The following is a 16,820-nucleotide window of genomic DNA, read 5'->3' on the forward strand; positions in this document are numbered from 1 at the left end:
TCTAAGCCGCTCCGCCGTGGCCACCCGATCTAGTCTTTGACTGCACTGGGCGGCCACGGTTCTTTTTGGCCCGTCGCCTTGGCATCGTCTGTGAATAAGGGCCGCACGGTGGCTAAGTAATAGGGAATAAGGGGCACGGCAACTACACTAGGGCGAAGTTAAATCCGTCCGACTACGCGAATGCGAAGGTACATTTCCCGTGGCTAAACTCCTCTACCGGCTCGGACGTTGGTCTTTCCTTAATAAATGGAAAGTCATCGTTACCTGGGTGGTCCTAGTTGCCGCTGCCGGCGGCGCTACCGCCTTGTTGATGAAACCGATGACGAGCGAGTTCGCTATCAAAGGCACCCCATCCATCGATGCCACCTACAAGACGATGGACCTCTTCCCAGAAGGCGGCAATCCCGCCAACTCGCCGTCAGTGAACCTGGTCTTCCGGGCCCCGGAAGGCCAAAAGCTCTCGGATCCCGCCAATGAAAAGGCCATCAACGCGGTCATTTCCCACCTCGAGGACAACCTGGAGATGGGCGATACCATGCGCTTTGGCAATCCGCTTGAGGTCTCGCCGCGGCTACAAGATCAGGTTATCCACCAGTTCACGGAGATGGGGCTGCCGGAATCGTCCGCGCGTGCCGATGCCGATAACCTCGCGATGGTCAATGAGGATGAGACCATTGCCTATACCACCTTCGACTTCGACGCCGAATCGCCCTATAGCGTGGACCAGGACGATAAGGACATCGTGACGGAAGCGATGGACATCGGCAGGCAGCAGGGGCTTACCGTTGAGGCCGGCGGCGCCGGGTTTGGCGATGAGATTCGGGTCAATTCCACCTCCGAGGTTATCGGCCTTGGCGTGGCCTTCCTCGTGCTCATCTTTACCTTCGGCTCCCTGGTCGCTTCTGGAATGCCGCTGATTTCGGCCGTCATCGGGGTCGGCCTGGGCGCTTGCGGCATGCTGATTACCACGCACTGGATAGAGCTCAACAACATGACGCCGGTGCTGGCCATCATGATTGGCCTGGCGGTGGGCATCGACTATGCGCTGTTTATCCTGTCCCGCTACCGCGCCGAGCGCGCCCGCATGTCCGCCCCAGAAGCCGCCGGCATGGCGGCAGGAACGGCGGGCTCGTCCGTGGTCTTTGCCGGCACCACCGTCTTTACCGCGCTGTTTGCCCTGCTCATTGCGCGCATCGAATTCCTCACCGCCATGGGGCTTTCCGCCGCCGCAACCGTGGCCATCGCCGTCCTCGTCTCCCTCACGCTCATCCCCGCGATGCTGGGGCTTCTGGGGGACAAGGCATTTGTCGGCCGCATCCCCGGCGTGGCCGGCAACCCCTCCCGCAAGGGCAAGGTGCGCCGCGGCCCGACCATGGGCAATCGCTGGGTACGGCTGGTACAAAAGGTGCCCGGCTTGGCGATGGCCCTCGTCGTCCTCTCCCTCGGCGCCATGACCGCCCCCGTGCTCCACATGGAGTTGGCTCTGCCTGCCGATACCACCTCGAATCCCGATACCACTCAGCGCAAGGCCGCCGACCTGATGGCCGAGGGCTTCGGCCCCGGCGTCAACGGGCCATTCCTCGCGGTTGTCGATGCCCACACCATCAACGCCGATTCCGCCGCGCTCGCCCCATTGGTGGCGGCCCAGGGCGGAGATGGCGGACCCGAAGAAGACGCCGGCGAAGCGCCCGCCGATTCGCCCGCTGACTCGCCAGGCGACGCAGCCGGCCCTGCGCCTGAGCCCGCGCCCGACGAGGCGCCCGATCAGCCGGCGGACCAGCCCGGTGATCACCCCGCAGAACACCCTGTTGACCAGCCTGGCGACCAGCCAGCGGAGCCGGAAATCGCCCCCGTCGCAGAGGTCGAGGACAAGGAAGACGCCGCCGCGCCGACCAGCGCCGAAGACAAGGCAGCGCTGGCGTCCTTCCTCTACACCGCGGATCAATTGAAGACGCTCGGCGGGGTAAAGCATGCACAAATCGTTTCGCTCAGCGAGGACCAGCGCTCGGCACAAATCATGGTGACTCCGGAAACCTCGCCAACGGAAGCCGCAACCATTAATGTTGCGCACGCGCTGCGCTCCGCCACCAAGGAGATCGAAGGCACCACCGGCACCGAGATCGGCCTGACAGGCCTGACCGCCGTGCAATTGGACATTACCGAGCGCTTGCGCGGTGCGATGGTGCCGTACCTCAGCATCGTTGTGGGGCTGGCGATCGTGCTGCTACTCGTCGTCTTCCGATCCCTCCTGGTGCCACTGGTGGCGGGCCTCGGCTTCCTGCTTTCGGTGGGCGGCGCCTTCGGACTGACGGTGCTGGTATGGCAAGACGGCCTGTGGGGCCTCGTCCCGGGCCCCGGCCCGCTGCTATCATTCATGCCGATCTTCCTCATCGGTGTGACCTTCGGCTTGGCCATGGACTACCAGGTCTTCCTGGTTACCCGCATGCGCGAGCACATTGCGCGGCATCCGAAGGGCACGTCGGGGCCCTATAATGCCGTCGATGAGGCCACCATCACCGGTTTTACCCAGGGCGCGCGCGTGGTGACGGCCGCGGCCATCATCATGATTTCGGTCTTCGTGGCCTTTATCAATCAGCCGCTGCCGTTCATCCAGATCTTCGGCTTTGCCTTGGCGGCGGGCGTGCTTTTCGATGCCTTCTTTGTCCGCATGACCCTCGTTCCCGCCTCCATGTTCCTCATGGGCCGCGCTACGTGGTGGATGCCCAAGTGGCTGGATAGGATTCTGCCCACCGTAGACATCGAAGGCACCGCGCTTGAGGAAGAATGGGAAGCACAACACGCGGTTCACGGCCAGGAGAACAGGGAAGAAGAGGAAGATAAGGAATGAAGGACTTAAGTTTCGACATCGATAAGCGCCTGCCCGAAGGCCCCGGCAAGCATGGCCGCAGCGGCGTTATCCACACCCCGCACGGCGATATCGCCACCCCGGCGTTTATCCCTGTGGCGACCAAGGCCACGGTGAAGACGCTGACGCCGGAGCAGATTCGCGCCACCGGAACGCAGGCCATTTTGTCCAATGCCTATCACCTCTACCTGCAGCCGGGCCATGACATCGTGGACGAGGCCGGCGGCGTGGCGAAGTTCGAGAACTGGCACGGGCCGACCTACACCGATTCCGGCGGATTCCAGGTGATGTCTTTGGGCGTGGGCTTTAAAAAGGTCATCGCCATGGACTTGGCGGATCTCACCGAAAAGGATATTCGCGCCGCGAAAAGGGAGCGCATGGCCAAGGTGGATGAGGAAGGCGTGGATTTCCGCTCGATTATCGATGGCTCCAAGCACCGCTTTACGCCCGAAAAATCCATGCAGATTCAGCACGGGCTGGGCGCGGATATCATGTTCGCCTTCGACGAGCTGACCACGCTCATTGATTCGCGCACTTACCAGGAAGAATCCGTCGCCCGCACGCACCGGTGGGCGCAGCGCTGCCTGGAAGAACACGACCGGCTTACCCGCGAGCGCTACCATCGCCCGAAGCAATCGCTATGGGGCGTGGTGCAGGGCGCGCAATACGAGGACTTGCGCCGCCAGGCCACCCGCGGCCTCTTGGACCTGGACCGCGCCGCGCGGGAGAAGGGCCGGCGCGGTTTCGGCGGCTTCGGCATCGGCGGTGCGCTGGAAAAGCAGAACCTCGGCACCATCGTGGGCTGGGTCTGCGATGAACTGCCGGACGATAAACCGCGCCACCTGCTCGGCATCTCCGAGCCAGATGACATCTTTACCGCGGTAGAGGCCGGCGCCGATACCTTCGACTGCGTCGCGCCAACCCGCCTAGCCCGCCGCGGCGGCGTCTACACGCTCGATGGCCGCCTCAACCTCACCAATGCGCGGTTCAAGCGGGACTTTAAGGGTGTAGACGAGGAGTTCGGCGGCTACGTCACGGAGAATTACTCGCGCGCCTACCTGCACCACCTGCTCAAGGCGAAGGAATTTTTGGCCGGCACGCTGTGCACCATCCACAACGTGGAATTCATGGTGCGGTTAGTGGACAATATCCGCGCCGCCATTAATGGCGGCTACTACGAGGACTACCGCGATGAGTTCCTGGGCCGTTACTACGCGGCGTCGAAGGCGCGGTAATCCTCGCGCTTTTTCACCAGCTTGATAACCGCGGAGGTAATGGGCAAGAGGACGACCTCAATCAGTGTCTTCCACACAAAGCCCACCACCACGTAGTTGATGAATCCGCTCGTGGTGTCGATGCCGATGACGGGCGCGGCGATGGCGCAAAACAGCAAGGTATCGCCAAACTCGCCCACCACGGTGGAGGCGATCAGCCGGGAGAAAAGGCCCTTTTCGCCGGTGCGCTTCTTCATCGCAGTCAGCGTCCACGCGTTGAGCAGCTGGCCCACCAAGTAACCGGCCAGGGAAGCCAAAACGATGCGGGGCACCAGGCCCAGCGTGGCGGCGAAGGCCTCTTGGCCCTCATAGAAATCCGCCGCAGGCAGCCAGATGGCGATATAGAAACACACGACGGCGAGCAGGGCCATCGCAAAGCCGATGTAGATGGCGCGCCGGGTGGACTTGAAGCCGTAGCACTCGGATAAAACGTCGCCGACGATATAGGCCAGCGGGAAGAGGAAGAAGGCGCCGTCGGTCACGAGCGGCCCAAGCTGGACGCCCTTGGTGGCGTTGATATTAGAAATCAAAAACGTCACGACGAAAATGGTGACGAGCCAGGGATAAAGAGTGGAATGAACGGGGATAAAGCGCACTTGAGAGGAGGGGGATTTTTCCATGCCCACCATTGTGCCAAACCGTATGCTGGGAATATGAATTCCGCGACCACCGGGGCGGGCCGCTACGCCCCGAGCCCTTCTGGCGATCTGCACTTTGGCAACCTGCGCACAGCGCTTCTCGCGTGGCTCTACGCGCGCTCGACGGGGCGCAGGTTTGTGGTGCGGGTGGAGGACATCGATAAGCAGCGATCCTCCCGCGCGGCGGCCGAGCGCCAACTCGCGGACCTTGCGGCCCTGGGGCTGGAGTGGGATGGCGAGGTCATCTACCAGCAGGATCGCGATGCCGCCTATGCCGCGGCGCTCCAGAAGCTGCCGGTCTACGAGTGCTACTGCTCGCGCAAGGATATCCGCGAAGCCTCCCGCGCCCCGCACGCCATCCCCGGCCAGTACCCGGGCACCTGCCGTGCGCTTTCCGATGCCCAACGTGCCACCAAACGCGCCCAGCTCGCCGCCGACAACCGCCAGCCGGCGCTGCGCCTGCGCGCCGATGTCTCCACCTTCACCATCCACGACGCCCTGCACGGCGATTACACCGGCGACGTCGATGATTTCATCCTGCGCCGCGGCGGGCAGGACGGCGGTTGGGCCTATAACCTGGCGGTGGTTGTGGATGATGCCTACCAGGGCATCGACCAGGTGGTCCGCGGTGACGATCTCTTATCCTCCGCCCCGCGCCAGGCTTATCTTGCTTCCTTATTGGGGATTGCGCCGCCTACCTACGTGCACGTGCCGCTGGTCCTTAATTCCGCGGGCAAGCGCTTGGCCAAGCGCGATGGCGCGGTAACGATGCGGGAGATGGGGGAGCAGAGGGGCATCGTCAAGCAGCTGGCGCAGTCTTTGGGCTATGAGGCAGAGACCGCTGCCGAGCTCCTCGCGCAATTCCGGCCGGAGGAATTGAGCCGCGAGCCGTATATTTGGCGTCCGTAATACTATCGAGCCCATGGAAGTTTTACTGGTTCTCATCGGGCTCATGCTGCTGACCGTCTTCGTCGTTGCGATCGGCGATAGGGTCGGGCTGCCCTGGCCCGCGCTGCTGACGATTATTACCGCCTGCGCCGTTTTCGTGCCGGGGCTGCCGCAATTCGACATCCCCACCGAACTCATCCTTCCCATTTTCTTGCCGCCGTTACTGTGGGCGCTGGCGCGGCGCACGTCTTGGGGCGTGATTCGCGGGCAGTGGGTGACCATCCTGAGCCTGTCCGTGCTCCTCGTCGTGGCTACGACCCTGGCCGTGGGTGCGACCGCCTACGCATTCCTGCCGGGGATTAGCATCGCAGCCGCCATCCTCATCGGCGCGGCCATCGCCCCGCCGGACCCCGTGGCCGTGGATGCGGTGGCCGAGCCCGCCGGCATCCCGCGCCGCATCATCACCACCTTGCAAACAGAGGGGCTATTTAATGATGCCGCCTCCATTGTCGCCTTCCACCTCGCGCTCGCCGCCGTGACCCAGGGCGGCGATATTTCCTTTGCCAGCGGCGTGCTGAGCTTCCTCTATTCTTCCGTTGTCGCGCTTGCCATTGGTTGGCTCATCGGGCGGCTGACGGCGCTGTTTATTACCCACGTCCACGATGTGGTCGCGCGCAACGCTTTGACCTGGGTGGTTCCTTTCGCCACCTTCCTCGTGGCCGAGGAATTGAAAGCCTCCGGGGTTATCGCCGTGGTCATCGCCGCCGTCGAGCTCAACTCGCGCGCCGATATCCAGGCCGAGGACCGGCTTTCCGGCCAGTCTTTCTGGGAGACCATGGAGCTGCTGTTTACCGGCGTTGCCTTTGGGCTTATCGGGCTGACGGTTAATACGGCCATCGCGGAGGTCGGCTCGGATTTGTGGCACTCCGTCATGGTTGGCGTGATCCTTTCGCTGGTGGCCTTCGTGGTGCGTTTTGTGTGGATGTTCTTCTACTACCGCCTCAACGTCTCGCGCGGGCGCCCGCACGTTGCCCCGCTGCGGATGCAGGAGGTGCTGCTGATGACCTGGTCCGGCATGCGCGGCCTAGTGACCCTGGCGCTGGTTCTATCCATTCCCACCGGCGTCTTCGCCTTCCACCACGAGCTGGCCGTTATCGCCCTGACCGTCCTGTTGGTCACCATGGTGCTGCCCGGCCTGCTGCTGCCATGGCTGATGCGGCAGCTCGATCTCACCGAGGCATCGCAGGCCGCCAACGATAAGATGCGCGCCGCGGTGGTCTCGCGGGCGCGCGCCGCCAGCATCGATGCGCTATCCCAATTCCGCCCGGAAGACGATGCCACCGGCGAGGCCGAAACGGTCGATCCGGAAATTTCCGCCAACGTCATCCAGTGGTTCGAGGACCGCTTGGGCGATGGCGAAAACCCCGCCGAGAACAACGACGTGCGCAAGCAGCGCGCCGAGGAGGCCCGCCGCGTCGCGCTGGAGGCCCGCCGCACCGCGCTGAACGCCGCGCAGAGCGAGCTCCTAGTCCTGCGCAAGGATCGGGCCTTCAATCCGGCCATCGTGGATGAGATACTGGAAGAAATCGACCGCATGGTCATCGGCACTAAGCACCGGGAGATATAGCCCATGGATCCACAACACTATGCCGAGCTCGAGGACGCGATGGATTACCTCTACGATTTCCTCGACGAGGACTTGGCCGATCGCGTGCGCGCCGAGCGCGAGTTCGTTCCGGCGGGCCTAGAAAGCTTGCTTGCCGATGACTCCCTCGACGACTACGTCTGGCTCTGGATCAAGGATTCCGGGCCGAATGGCTTCCGGCAGTACCTGCGCGATGGCGGTTATTCCGAGGCCGAGGTGCGCCAGACCTTTGCCTGGGCGCGCAGCGAGTGGGGCATGAATACCCCACCGCATATCGCGTGGCTCAAAGAGGACGGCTACGAGCCACCGCGCATCGACTAGGCGAGGCGGTACGGCCCCGCCTTGCGCACCGCCGCATCGATGACCTCTGGGTCCACCGTGACGGACTCGGAGTGCTTGATGACGACATCCGCGGTGGCCTCCCCGGTCATCTCGAAGGTGGCTTGGCCCATTCCCGTATCGGCAAAGATGCCGTAGAGCTTTTGCAGGCACTTGCGTACGTCATTGTCGTTGCGGACGCCTTCGATGGCGATGCGGGTTTCGGTGACAGAAGTTTTATCAGTCATAGAAACAGATTCTAATCCTTCGGTGTTAGATGCGGCCGTTGAAGGCCTGGAGCGCGGAATCCTCGCGGGTGCCGCCGCGGCCATCACCGTAGTCGGCGTAGTCACCAATCCAGGCAATCCGCGATACCCACTTCACGGCCTTATACCCGTGGTTCGACTCCACGCGGGCGCGCACTGGGGCACCCAAGTGCAGATCGATGTCCTGGTCATTGCGCGAGATTGCCAAAATGGACTGATCCTCCATGGCGGTCTCGACATCGAAGGCCGCGTAGAAAGGCTCGCGCGGGCGGTTATCGTACATCTTTTGCGCCAAGCCATAGGACTCGATGAGCACGTAGTTGGCGCCTTCGGGGCGGGGGCAGAGTAGCTCGAGGACATCGGCGAGCTTGGGCCCTCCCCATTTCGAGGTCGCCGACCACCCCTGCATGCAGGTATGCGTGGCGATGTAGGACGTCTGCGGCAGCTCCCGCAACTGCTCAAGGGTGACGGTCTTTTCGGTGCCGTTGACATCATCAGCCACGGTAATGGCGTAATCCTGCCAGCCATTGCGCTTGTACTCGGTCCACTCCGGGGACTCCTTCTCCGTCGGCGGCAGGCCGTTGGTCCAGTGGAAGGAGGAAATGGGAAGCGGCGAGTCCTTAGTTTCCTTGGGCTTGCGCGGGTGGAAGTGATTCAGCGAAAGCTTGCGGCCGATTTCGGTGAACGAGACCAAGAAGTTATGCGCCCGGGCGCGATCCGCCAAGGTCCAATAGGACAGGGCAATCCAGAAAATGATGACCGCCACGATGGTGATGACCACGGTGGTAAAGGCCTGCATATAGCGCTCGGTGGAGACGTCACCGAAGACGATGTGGACCATGTTGTGCTCGCGGTGCACGAAGAAGACCAGCACCACGTGGACCAGGATGAACGCGGACATTAAGACCATGCCGATAAAGTGCAGCGACCGCGCGCCCTGGTGCCCGCCCAACATCTTCACGAACCACGGGAAGCGCACGCGGATGGCCGGCGACATGCCCAGACCGGTCACCATCATGAAGGGCGCGACGATGAAGATGACGAAGGCGTAGGCAAGCTGCTGGAGGGCATCGTAGGGCGTGAAGTGCTCGATGCCGGGCGCGCTGAGGCTGATATAGACCTTGAAGGTATCCCACGCCTCCGGGATGATGTCCCAGGAGGTGGGGATGAGGCGCTGCCACAGGCCGGTGGCAAAGAGCAGCACGACGTACACCAGGCCATTGAGGACCCACAACATGACCGAAAGGCCGTGCCAGTGGCGGCCCAGGCCAATGTTTTCGCGGCCCGGCAGCGCCACGACCGGTGACCACGAAAGCTCGTCCATCAAAGAGGTATATACGCCCTCTTCCTTGGGCAGCTTGCGCTTGGTAAAACGCAGCCATTCGGTGCCAGGCGCGCAGTCATTGCGCCACCACAGGCGCGGCATGGAAGAAAGCATTTCCAGCCCGGAGCGCAAGAGCATGCCGATGAGTACAAAGTTGATGAGGTGTGTCGCGCGAAGCCACAAAGGAAAATCGGGGTTTTCGCCGAGAGCCAAGACATAGTCCATGGGGGAGGGTCCTAGTGAGATAGTTTATGGGGAAAAGGGGGCTATCTCTATTTTGACGGGTTTTCACGGATTAAACAAGCAGGCTGTAGATATGCGGAAATCCCGACCCTTTCGAGCCGGGATTTCCAGTGGCGGAGGATGTGGGATTTGAACCCACGAGGGGCGTGAACCCCGCACGCGTTCCAGGCGTGTGACATAGGCCGCTAGTCGAATCCTCCGAGAAGAAACATTAGCAGCCGTGGCAATTAGAATGCCAATCGCCTGGTCAGTACCGATTTTTGGGCAATTATTGGGTTTCGGTAGGGCAGGACCCGGCGCTCACCGAACTGCTGCCGCTTGCCGATTCCCCCACAGCCTTCCGCCTCGCCCCAAGCGATGTCGGGCGGCGGTGTATTTGGCTTATGCGGGCCGTGGGCGTTAAGGTAAAGACAGGATTCCGCGTGGCGTCCATCCTCTGAACTCCCCCAGGGCAGGAATGCAGCAAGGGTCAGGAGGCTCTGACGGGTGCGCGGGGTCCCTTTTTTGTGCAGGGTGCGTTAGTATTGGTGGCTAAACGTCGCACCACACTATGGAAGGTAAGACATACTAATGTCGCTTCTCACTCTGGAATCGTCCGCTTTGGCAGAACTTGCCGCGAAAGTCCGCGAAGAATATGCGGGACTGAAGGCAAAGGGTCTCAAGCTGGATTTGACCCGTGGCAAGCCTTCGAAGGCGCAGCTCGATCTCTCCAATGCGCTGTTGTCGCTGCCGGGTGAGGGAAACTACACCGATTCTGAAGGCGCTGACCTGCGCAACTACGGCAACCTGAAGGGCGTGAAGAAGCTGCGTGAGCTGTGGGGCGAGTTAATCAATATTGACCCAGAGCTCTTGCTGGCAGGCGATAGCTCCTCGCTCAACATCATGTTCGACCTGATTTCTTGGGCCTATACCTTCGGCACCAATGATTCGCCGCGCCCGTGGAGCGAGGAAGAAACCGTCAAGTGGATCTGCCCGGTTCCCGGCTATGACCGGCACTTTGCCATCACGGAGCTCTTCGGCTTTGAGCTGGTGACGGTGCCGATGGAAGACGACGGCCCAGATGTTGAGGCCATCGCAAAGCTCGCCCAAGACCCACAGGTCAAGGGCATGTGGATTATCCCCATGTTCTCCAACCCCACCGGCGTGCTCATTTCGGAGGACAAGACCCGCCGCCTGGCAGAAATGGATACCGCGGCGCCGGATTTCCGCATCGTGTGGGATAACGCCTATGCCGTGCACACGCTGACAGACGAGTTCCCGGAAATCTTGCCGGTTCTGGACATCGCCAAGCAGGGCGGGAACCCCAACCGCTTCTGGGCCATGTCCTCCAGCTCCAAGGTCACCTTTGCGGGCTCTGGCGTGAGCTTTTTCGGATCTTCGGCAGACAACCTCGACTGGTATCTGGCGAACGCGGGCATCCGCGGCATTGGGCCGAACAAGATTAACCAGTTCGCCCACGCCGAGTTCTTCGGCTCCGCGGACGGCGTGCGCGAGCTGATGCGCCGCCACGCCGAGCTGCTGGCGCCGAAGTTCGCCGCCGCACGCCGCATCCTGGATGAGCGCCTGGGCGAGTACGGCGTCGCGGAATGGACCGACCCAGCGGGCGGCTACTTCATTTCCATGGACGTCGTCGACGGCACCGCCACCCGCGTGTGGGAGTTGGCCAAGGACGCAGGCATCGTACTCACCAAGGCGGGCGCGGCCTACCCACACGGCCGCGATGAGAACGACCGCAATATCCGCCTTGCGGTATCGCTGCCGCCGCAGGAGGAAATCGAGGAAGCCATCGACGGCGTTGCCACCTGCGTGCTCCTGGCGGCCATCGAAAAGGCGGAGGGCTAAAATCAACGCCGACGAAGCCGCCGTGTGGCTCAGCGAGGTCATCCCGGCTCCGCTGGAGTTCCGGTACGTCGACGGGCGCAGGCTGGGTTTAGCCACGCTTGCCGATGCCCAATCCCTCGCCCTCACCACCACCTTCAACGACGTCGATACCGGCCTGCGCAGCGATGCCGAAGGCCTGGATGTGCGCTGCGAACTCGTCACTGTGGCGCGCGTGGGCCAGCCCGAAGTCGCCGCCGCCGTGGGGGCCGCGGCCGCGAAGCTGGAGAAGGCGGGCGGCCTTTTGCCCGCGCAACCCGGCGTCTTGCTGCCGTCGCTTTTGGATCTCCCCGGCGAGCAGACCGTGCACCACGGGCTGCTCATCGCCCCGTACCTCTGGGGCGGGCAGACGCCGCAATACCGCGAGGAGAACCGCCTGACGCTCGTGCTGCAGCTGGTCATGCTGACGGATGCGGAATATGCGTTTGGGGTGGAAGAGGGCGTCGGCAAGCTGCAGGAGGCCGTGGCCGAGCAGGGCATTGACCTGCTGGACTGGTCGCGCGAGGGTTAGCCGGTAAACTGGCTAACCGTGGCTTTATACCGGAAATACCGTCCAGCAACGTTTGCCGAGGTCGTGGGGCAAGAGCAGGTCACCACGCCGCTATCTGCCGCCCTCGACGCGGGGCGCATCAACCACGCCTACCTCTTTTCCGGCCCGCGCGGCTGCGGTAAGACGTCTTCGGCGCGGATTATGGCCCGCTCGCTCAACTGCGAGCACGGGCCCACCTCGACGCCGTGCGGCAAGTGCGATTCCTGCGTGTCGCTCGCGCCCGGCGGTCCGGGCAACCTGGACGTGACGGAGCTCGACGCCGCCTCGCACAATGGTGTGGAGGACATGCGCGAGCTGCGCGACCGCGCCTACTATGCGCCGGCGGAATCGCGCTATCGCATTTTCATCATCGACGAGGCGCACATGATTTCCCCGTCCGGCGCCAATGCGTTGCTCAAGGTGGTTGAGGAGCCGCCGGAGCACGTGATTTTCATCTTTGCGACGACGGAGCCGGAAAAGATCATCGGCACCATTCGCTCCCGGACGCACCACTATCCCTTCCGCCTGCTTACTCCGCCCGCGATGAAGGGGCTGCTGCAAAGGACCGTGGCTTCCGAGGGCGTGCAGGTCGAAGACGCCGTCTATCCCATGGTTATCGAGGCAGGCGGCGGTTCCCCGCGCGATACCTTGTCGCTGCTGGACCAGCTTTTGGCCGGCGCGGGTCCCAATGGTCTGACCTATGACCTCGCGCGCCCGCTGCTGGGCGTTACGGACGTCACGCTTCTCGATGACACCATCGCCACCCTCGCCGAGAACGACAAGGCCGGTCTTTTTGCGCAGATCGACAACGTCATCGAGGCCGGCCACGACCCGCGCCGGTTTGCGGTGGATTTGCTCGACCGATTGCGCGACCTGATGATCCTGCAGGCAGTGCCGGGGGCCATCGATGCCGGCCTGGTTTCCGCGCCCACCGACCGCGCCGAGGTGCTCACCTCCCAAGCGCAGCGTTTTTCCGGCCCGCAGCTGACCTACCTTGCCTCCACCGTCAATGACCGCATCAGCGATCTGACCGGGGCCACCTCGCCGCGCCTGCTGCTCGAAATCATGTGCGCGCACCTGCTCATCGGTACCTCGTCCGGTGCGGCGCCGGGTGCAGCTGTCGGCGCGGCGAGCCAGCCGGGGCAGTTGCCTCAGGCTGCCCAACCCAGTGGCGCCCCGCAATCCGCACAGCCTGGCCAGCCCAACCAGGCCGGCCAAGGGGCACAACTGGCGCAGGCAGGGCAGCCAGGACAATCGGGCCAGGCGGCACCCTCTGCGGGAAACGGGCCAGCCTTTTCGGGTGCCCAAGACCCGCAGTCGGCAGCGGCGGCCATCATCGCGCGGCGCCGCGCAAAGTCCCAGGCCCAGCAAAACCAGGCCGCCACGGGCCCTACTGCATCAGAGGCGCCTGGACAACAACGGAATCAAGCGGCCGCGGGCACCGAGGCACAGGGGACGCAATCGACATCACCATTGTCTCGGCCTGAGCAACCGGAGACAACTGCGCAGCAATCGCGTGGCGAGCATGAGGGTTCAGCGCAGTCGGCACAGCCGGCACAAACGGGGCCGGCAGCAGCTGAGAATCAGGAGCGATCTGCGTCGCAGCCTGCGCAACCGAGCGCGGAATATGCGCAGTCGGGGCAGCAGCAACAGGCTGGGCGGCCTGACCAGGTAGAGAAGCCAGAAAGAGCCGATTGGTCTGGGCAGCCTGAGCAGCAGTCCACGGATTCGCAGTCTAGCGATGTGCCTGAAAAGGATGCTTCGGCTACCGCGGCAGGCGGCGACGTAGAAACTGACGATGGCGCGGATCCATGGGGCCAGGAGCGGCAGATTCCACAGAATGCGCCAGCCCGCGGCAACGGCCAGGCGGAACCGCTGGAGAAGCCGGTGCCGGCGGCGCCAGGGCAGCCGGAGGGGCAGCAACAAGCCCAGGCAGAACAACCGCAGGCGCAAGGGGAATCGGCAAGCGGTGATGACTTCGTGGATGCGGTGAAGAGGAAATGGGTGGAGCTGAGGGGGAGCGTCGGCAAGCGTAATAAGGTCGCCGAAATCATGCTTGCCGAAGCCCGCGTGCTCGGATTCCGCGATAATACGCTGACGCTGGGGCATACCACCGGTGCGCTGGCAGAACGCATCAATGCGCCGGCGAATAATTCCGTCATCGTGGACGTGCTGCGGGAGGAATTCCAGCGCGATATTCAGGTCAACTGCGTGGTGGGCACGGATCCTAAGAGCGCAGGGTTCGATGCGCCGCGGGCCCCGCAGGCCAAACCCGAATGGAACCCCAACGCGCCCGAGCGGGAGCCAAGCGACGACAAGGAGGCGGAGAGTAAGCCCGGGTGGCGCTCGCGCATTGCCAAGGCAAGCGAGGTGGCGAAGCAACGCGATGAAGAATTCGCGCGCACGCCGCAATTTAGCAACGGGGTGCCGCTGCCGCCCGAGCCGGAGGGCCCCGCGGACGAGCCGCCGCCGGAAGAACCGCCGGCCTATACGCGCGATGACGAAGAACGCGACATGGTCGAAGCCGCGCAGTCCGCAGGCGAAATGGACCATCGCAGCGCCACCGAGATAGCGATAGAGCTCGTGGAAAAGGAACTAGGCGCACGCCGTGTATAGGACTGTGGCACGGTAGACTCGGGCGGTAGCAAAGCTACAGTGGATTTATTGAGAAAGGACGAAAACTATGGCTGAACAAGATTCCACCCCACAACCAAACGACATGAACGACCTCATCGCGCAGGCAGCGCAGGTGCAGGCCGAGCTGCAAAAGGCGCAGGAAGAAATCCTGGCCACCAACGTTGAGGGGAGCGCGGGCAATGGCCTGGTTAAGGTAACCATGACCGGCGGCGCCGAGCTAGTAGACCTGCAGATTGATAAGTCCGTGGTTGATCCTGAGGACATCGATACGCTGCAGGACCTGGTGATGGGCGCGTTTAAGGATGCCCACGCCGCTGCGGGTAAGTTGGCACAGGAAAAGATTGGTCCCCTCTCGCAGGGCATGGGCGGCCAGGGTGGACCGTCGATGGATGACATGTTCGGCGGCTTCTAGCTGCGCGATATTCTAAAAGGCCGTTGCCCCGGTGGTGGGGCCGCGGCCTTGACGTAATTTTGGGAGTTGTGGTGTTTGAAGGACCTCTGCAGGACCTCATTGATGAGTTTTCGCGCCTGCCGGGCATCGGCCCGAAGTCGGCGCAGCGTATCGCGTTTCATGTGTTGCACATGGAACCGGAGGATATCGAGCGCCTGCAAAATGCCTTAGGCGGGGTGCGCGACGGCGTAACTTTCTGCCGCATTTGTTGCAATATTTCGCGCGAGGACGTCTGCCGGATTTGCATCAATTCGCAGCGCGACGCCTCCACCATTTGCGTCGTAGAGGAGCCGAAGGACATCCAGGTAATCGAGCGCACGGGTGAATACGAGGGCCGCTACCACGTCCTCGGCGGTGCGCTGGACCCGCTGGCCAATGTTGGGCCGAAGGATTTGAATATTTCCACGCTCCTCCAGCGCCTGGGCGGGGTGCTGCCGGATAGGGAGTTGGCGGATTCCACGCCAGAGGCCCCGCTTTACGACGACACCCCCACCATCCGCGAAGTCATCCTCGCCACCGACCCGAATACGGAGGGTGAAGCCACCGCGGCGTACCTGGTGCGGTTATTGCGGGACTTTCCCGATTTAAAGATCACCAGATTGGCCTCCGGCATGCCGCTCGGAGGCGATTTGGAGTTCGTGGACGAGCTGACCTTGTCTCGTGCGCTTTCGGGGCGCTTGACCATTTAGAAGTCCGCGGTGCCGTTCGGGATTAGGCCGAGCTGCTCAGTTTCTTGGGGTTTAGGGTACTGCGGCGGTTGGCCCGCGTGGCGCGCGGCCAGTAAAGACTGGGGGAGGCGCATTCGGCTCAGGCGGCGAGGCAGAGTGCGGCGGTGACGCTGAATTCGGCGGGGCGGCTGGTTGATTCGCGTGGCGCGGATGCGGCGGCAGCCAGGCGATGCGCCCGTTGACGCGCGCCATCCGCCCGCGCCCCGGAAGGCCGTTGATGGAATTGTGGTACGGACACAAGAGGCACATATTCGCCGGATGGGTGTGGCCACCGCGGGCGTATTCGAAGATGTGGTGGGCTTGGCATTCGGCGGCGGGGCGTCGGCAAGCGGGCCACGCGCAACGCGCGCCTTCGGCCTCGAGCATGCGGCGTTGTTTGGCGGAGGCGTGGCGGGCGCGGTAGAGGTTGACGGGGCCTTCCTCGGGGTGGATGAGGGTGAAAAGGCCGGCGCCGGCGAGCGTGCGGCGGATGAGGTCGGCGCCGGTGATGGTGGCGCCGTTGGTCATGGCGAGGCGGACTTCGGAGCCCTCGCCGTGCAAGATTTTCAGGTAATCCGGCAGCTCGATGATGACATTGGTGGTTACGCTGGCCGGCGCGACGGCGCGGGAACCGGTGAGCCAGGCGAGGGGATCGCCCTTCGCGGTGGCCCAGATATCGGCCATTTCAGCGGCGGGGCCGGTAAAGCTCAGCGTGGTTTTCTCGCCGTGCAGGATGCGGCGCCCGCCGTCTTTGCGCTCGGGCGGCGGGGCGATTTCGCGCAGCAGGCGGGTGGCGGCGCGGGACACTTCGGCCGTGGTCCCGGCCGTAGCGCACAGGGTTTTGCGGAAGCGCCAGCGCTCGGTGGGATTTTTCACGCGCTGGGAGCGGCGCGCGATGAGCGCGAGCGTGTCCAGGCTGTGCTCGTTGCGCCGTGCGGCGGCCAGGGCGCGGCGTTGATAGCGCGAGTGGCTGGTGGGCGCGAGGAAAGCCTCGGCGGTGCGGCGCAGCTCGCGCGCTTGGTCCGCAGGCAGGGGTAGGTCAGCGGCGGCGTAGGCCTCTTCAATCAGGTCTACGCCGCGCTTGGCGATGTCCCCCAGCTGCTCCAATAACGTCATACCCCGCAGCCTAGGGTTGGGGCCTGGGAGCTACAAGGTG

At 63.4% G+C, this 16,820-nt stretch carries 14 protein-coding genes, 1 tRNA gene and 1 other RNA gene; 11 read left to right on the top strand and 5 right to left on the bottom strand.

The window, feature by feature from the left end:
• Positions 1-199 precede the first annotated feature (199 nt).
• The gene (locus ACLI1T_RS00785; protein WP_411702784.1) at positions 200-2,848 is read left to right on the top strand and encodes an MMPL family transporter; all 2,649 of its coding nucleotides are present in this window, start codon (positions 200-202) and stop codon (positions 2,846-2,848) included.
• Positions 2,845-4,101, top strand: a complete 1,257-nt coding sequence (gene tgt, locus ACLI1T_RS00790; protein ID WP_284636538.1) for a tRNA guanosine(34) transglycosylase Tgt — start codon at positions 2,845-2,847, stop codon at positions 4,099-4,101. The genes ACLI1T_RS00785 and tgt overlap by 4 nt, the downstream gene beginning before the upstream one ends.
• Here tgt and ACLI1T_RS00795 read toward each other — a convergent pair.
• Positions 4,077-4,769 (bottom strand): queuosine precursor transporter, encoded by a 693-nt coding sequence (locus ACLI1T_RS00795; RefSeq protein ID WP_411702785.1) that lies wholly within the window; start codon positions 4,767-4,769, stop codon positions 4,077-4,079. The two genes, tgt and ACLI1T_RS00795, sit on opposite strands and share 25 nt — an antisense overlap.
• 24 nt (positions 4,770-4,793) lie before the next feature.
• Here ACLI1T_RS00795 and gluQRS point away from each other — a divergent pair, with 24 nt between their 5' ends.
• From gluQRS to ACLI1T_RS00810, 3 genes are read left to right on the top strand one after another with little or no spacing between them, the layout of a single operon-like run.
• Positions 4,794-5,687 (top strand): tRNA glutamyl-Q(34) synthetase GluQRS, encoded by an 894-nt coding sequence (gene gluQRS / locus ACLI1T_RS00800; RefSeq protein ID WP_411702786.1) that lies wholly within the window; start codon positions 4,794-4,796, stop codon positions 5,685-5,687.
• Between the two features lie 13 nt (positions 5,688-5,700).
• Complete coding sequence (locus tag ACLI1T_RS00805; protein ID WP_411702787.1) at positions 5,701-7,293, top strand: cation:proton antiporter; 1,593 nt, start codon at positions 5,701-5,703, stop codon at positions 7,291-7,293.
• Between the two features lie 3 nt (positions 7,294-7,296).
• Positions 7,297-7,632 (top strand): hypothetical protein, encoded by a 336-nt coding sequence (locus ACLI1T_RS00810; RefSeq protein WP_005276440.1) that lies wholly within the window; start codon positions 7,297-7,299, stop codon positions 7,630-7,632.
• Here ACLI1T_RS00810 and ACLI1T_RS00815 read toward each other — a convergent pair.
• The 3 genes from ACLI1T_RS00815 to ACLI1T_RS00825 form a co-directional block, all read right to left on the bottom strand.
• The gene (locus ACLI1T_RS00815) at positions 7,629-7,877 is read right to left on the bottom strand and encodes a hypothetical protein (protein WP_237799911.1); all 249 of its coding nucleotides are present in this window, start codon (positions 7,875-7,877) and stop codon (positions 7,629-7,631) included. The two genes, ACLI1T_RS00810 and ACLI1T_RS00815, sit on opposite strands and share 4 nt — an antisense overlap.
• Positions 7,878-7,902: 25 nt before the next feature.
• The gene (locus ACLI1T_RS00820; protein WP_411702788.1) at positions 7,903-9,444 is read right to left on the bottom strand and encodes a molybdopterin-dependent oxidoreductase; all 1,542 of its coding nucleotides are present in this window, start codon (positions 9,442-9,444) and stop codon (positions 7,903-7,905) included.
• Between the two features lie 129 nt (positions 9,445-9,573).
• Positions 9,574-9,662: transfer RNA gene (locus ACLI1T_RS00825), tRNA-Ser, on the bottom strand.
• Positions 9,663-9,871: 209 nt separating this feature from the next.
• Here ACLI1T_RS00825 and ffs point away from each other — a divergent pair.
• The 6 genes from ffs to ACLI1T_RS00855 all read left to right on the top strand — a co-directional run bounded on the left by ffs (position 9,872) and on the right by ACLI1T_RS00855 (position 15,646).
• Positions 9,872-9,968, top strand: an RNA gene (gene ffs, locus ACLI1T_RS00830) — signal recognition particle sRNA small type.
• Positions 9,969-10,032: 64 nt separating this feature from the next.
• Positions 10,033-11,304, top strand: coding sequence for an aminotransferase class I/II-fold pyridoxal phosphate-dependent enzyme (locus ACLI1T_RS00835; RefSeq protein ID WP_411702789.1), 1,272 nt, complete (start codon positions 10,033-10,035; stop codon positions 11,302-11,304).
• Positions 11,258-11,851, top strand: coding sequence for a hypothetical protein (locus tag ACLI1T_RS00840; protein WP_411702790.1), 594 nt, complete (start codon positions 11,258-11,260; stop codon positions 11,849-11,851). The genes ACLI1T_RS00835 and ACLI1T_RS00840 overlap by 47 nt, the downstream gene beginning before the upstream one ends.
• 18 nt (positions 11,852-11,869) lie before the next feature.
• A complete protein-coding gene (locus ACLI1T_RS00845; RefSeq protein WP_411702791.1) occupies positions 11,870-14,485 on the top strand; it encodes a DNA polymerase III subunit gamma and tau in 2,616 nt (871 codons plus the stop codon).
• A 67-nt stretch (positions 14,486-14,552) separates the two neighbouring features.
• Positions 14,553-14,918, top strand: a complete 366-nt coding sequence (locus tag ACLI1T_RS00850) for a YbaB/EbfC family nucleoid-associated protein (protein ID WP_023024999.1) — start codon at positions 14,553-14,555, stop codon at positions 14,916-14,918.
• 71 nt (positions 14,919-14,989) lie between these two features.
• Positions 14,990-15,646, top strand: coding sequence for a recombination mediator RecR (locus tag ACLI1T_RS00855; RefSeq protein ID WP_023029977.1), 657 nt, complete (start codon positions 14,990-14,992; stop codon positions 15,644-15,646).
• A gap of 51 nt (positions 15,647-15,697) precedes the next feature.
• Here ACLI1T_RS00855 and ACLI1T_RS00860 read toward each other — a convergent pair whose 3' ends face one another.
• The gene (locus ACLI1T_RS00860; protein WP_411702792.1) at positions 15,698-16,780 is read right to left on the bottom strand and encodes an HNH endonuclease signature motif containing protein; all 1,083 of its coding nucleotides are present in this window, start codon (positions 16,778-16,780) and stop codon (positions 15,698-15,700) included.
• Between the last annotated feature and the right edge of the window lie 40 nt (positions 16,781-16,820).

It is taken from the genome of Corynebacterium tuingiense, assembly GCF_046718165.1.
GTDB lineage: Bacteria > Actinomycetota > Actinomycetes > Mycobacteriales > Mycobacteriaceae > Corynebacterium.

Excerpts from the sequence above, each read along its gene's own strand:
- tgt (WP_284636538.1), top strand. The coding sequence starts at position 2,845 with ATGAAGGACTTAAGTTTCGACATCGATAAGCGCCTGCCCGAAGGCCCC.
- ACLI1T_RS00795 (WP_411702785.1), bottom strand. The coding sequence starts at position 4,769 with ATGGTGGGCATGGAAAAATCCCCCTCCTCTCAAGTGCGCTTTATCCCC.
- gluQRS (WP_411702786.1), top strand. The coding sequence starts at position 4,794 with ATGAATTCCGCGACCACCGGGGCGGGCCGCTACGCCCCGAGCCCTTCT.
- ACLI1T_RS00805 (WP_411702787.1), top strand. The coding sequence starts at position 5,701 with ATGGAAGTTTTACTGGTTCTCATCGGGCTCATGCTGCTGACCGTCTTC.
- ACLI1T_RS00810 (WP_005276440.1), top strand. The coding sequence starts at position 7,297 with ATGGATCCACAACACTATGCCGAGCTCGAGGACGCGATGGATTACCTC.
- ACLI1T_RS00815 (WP_237799911.1), bottom strand. The coding sequence starts at position 7,877 with ATGACTGATAAAACTTCTGTCACCGAAACCCGCATCGCCATCGAAGGC.
- ACLI1T_RS00820 (WP_411702788.1), bottom strand. The coding sequence starts at position 9,444 with ATGGACTATGTCTTGGCTCTCGGCGAAAACCCCGATTTTCCTTTGTGG.
- ACLI1T_RS00835 (WP_411702789.1), top strand. The coding sequence starts at position 10,033 with ATGTCGCTTCTCACTCTGGAATCGTCCGCTTTGGCAGAACTTGCCGCG.
- ACLI1T_RS00850 (WP_023024999.1), top strand. The coding sequence starts at position 14,553 with ATGGCTGAACAAGATTCCACCCCACAACCAAACGACATGAACGACCTC.
- ACLI1T_RS00860 (WP_411702792.1), bottom strand. The coding sequence starts at position 16,780 with ATGACGTTATTGGAGCAGCTGGGGGACATCGCCAAGCGCGGCGTAGAC.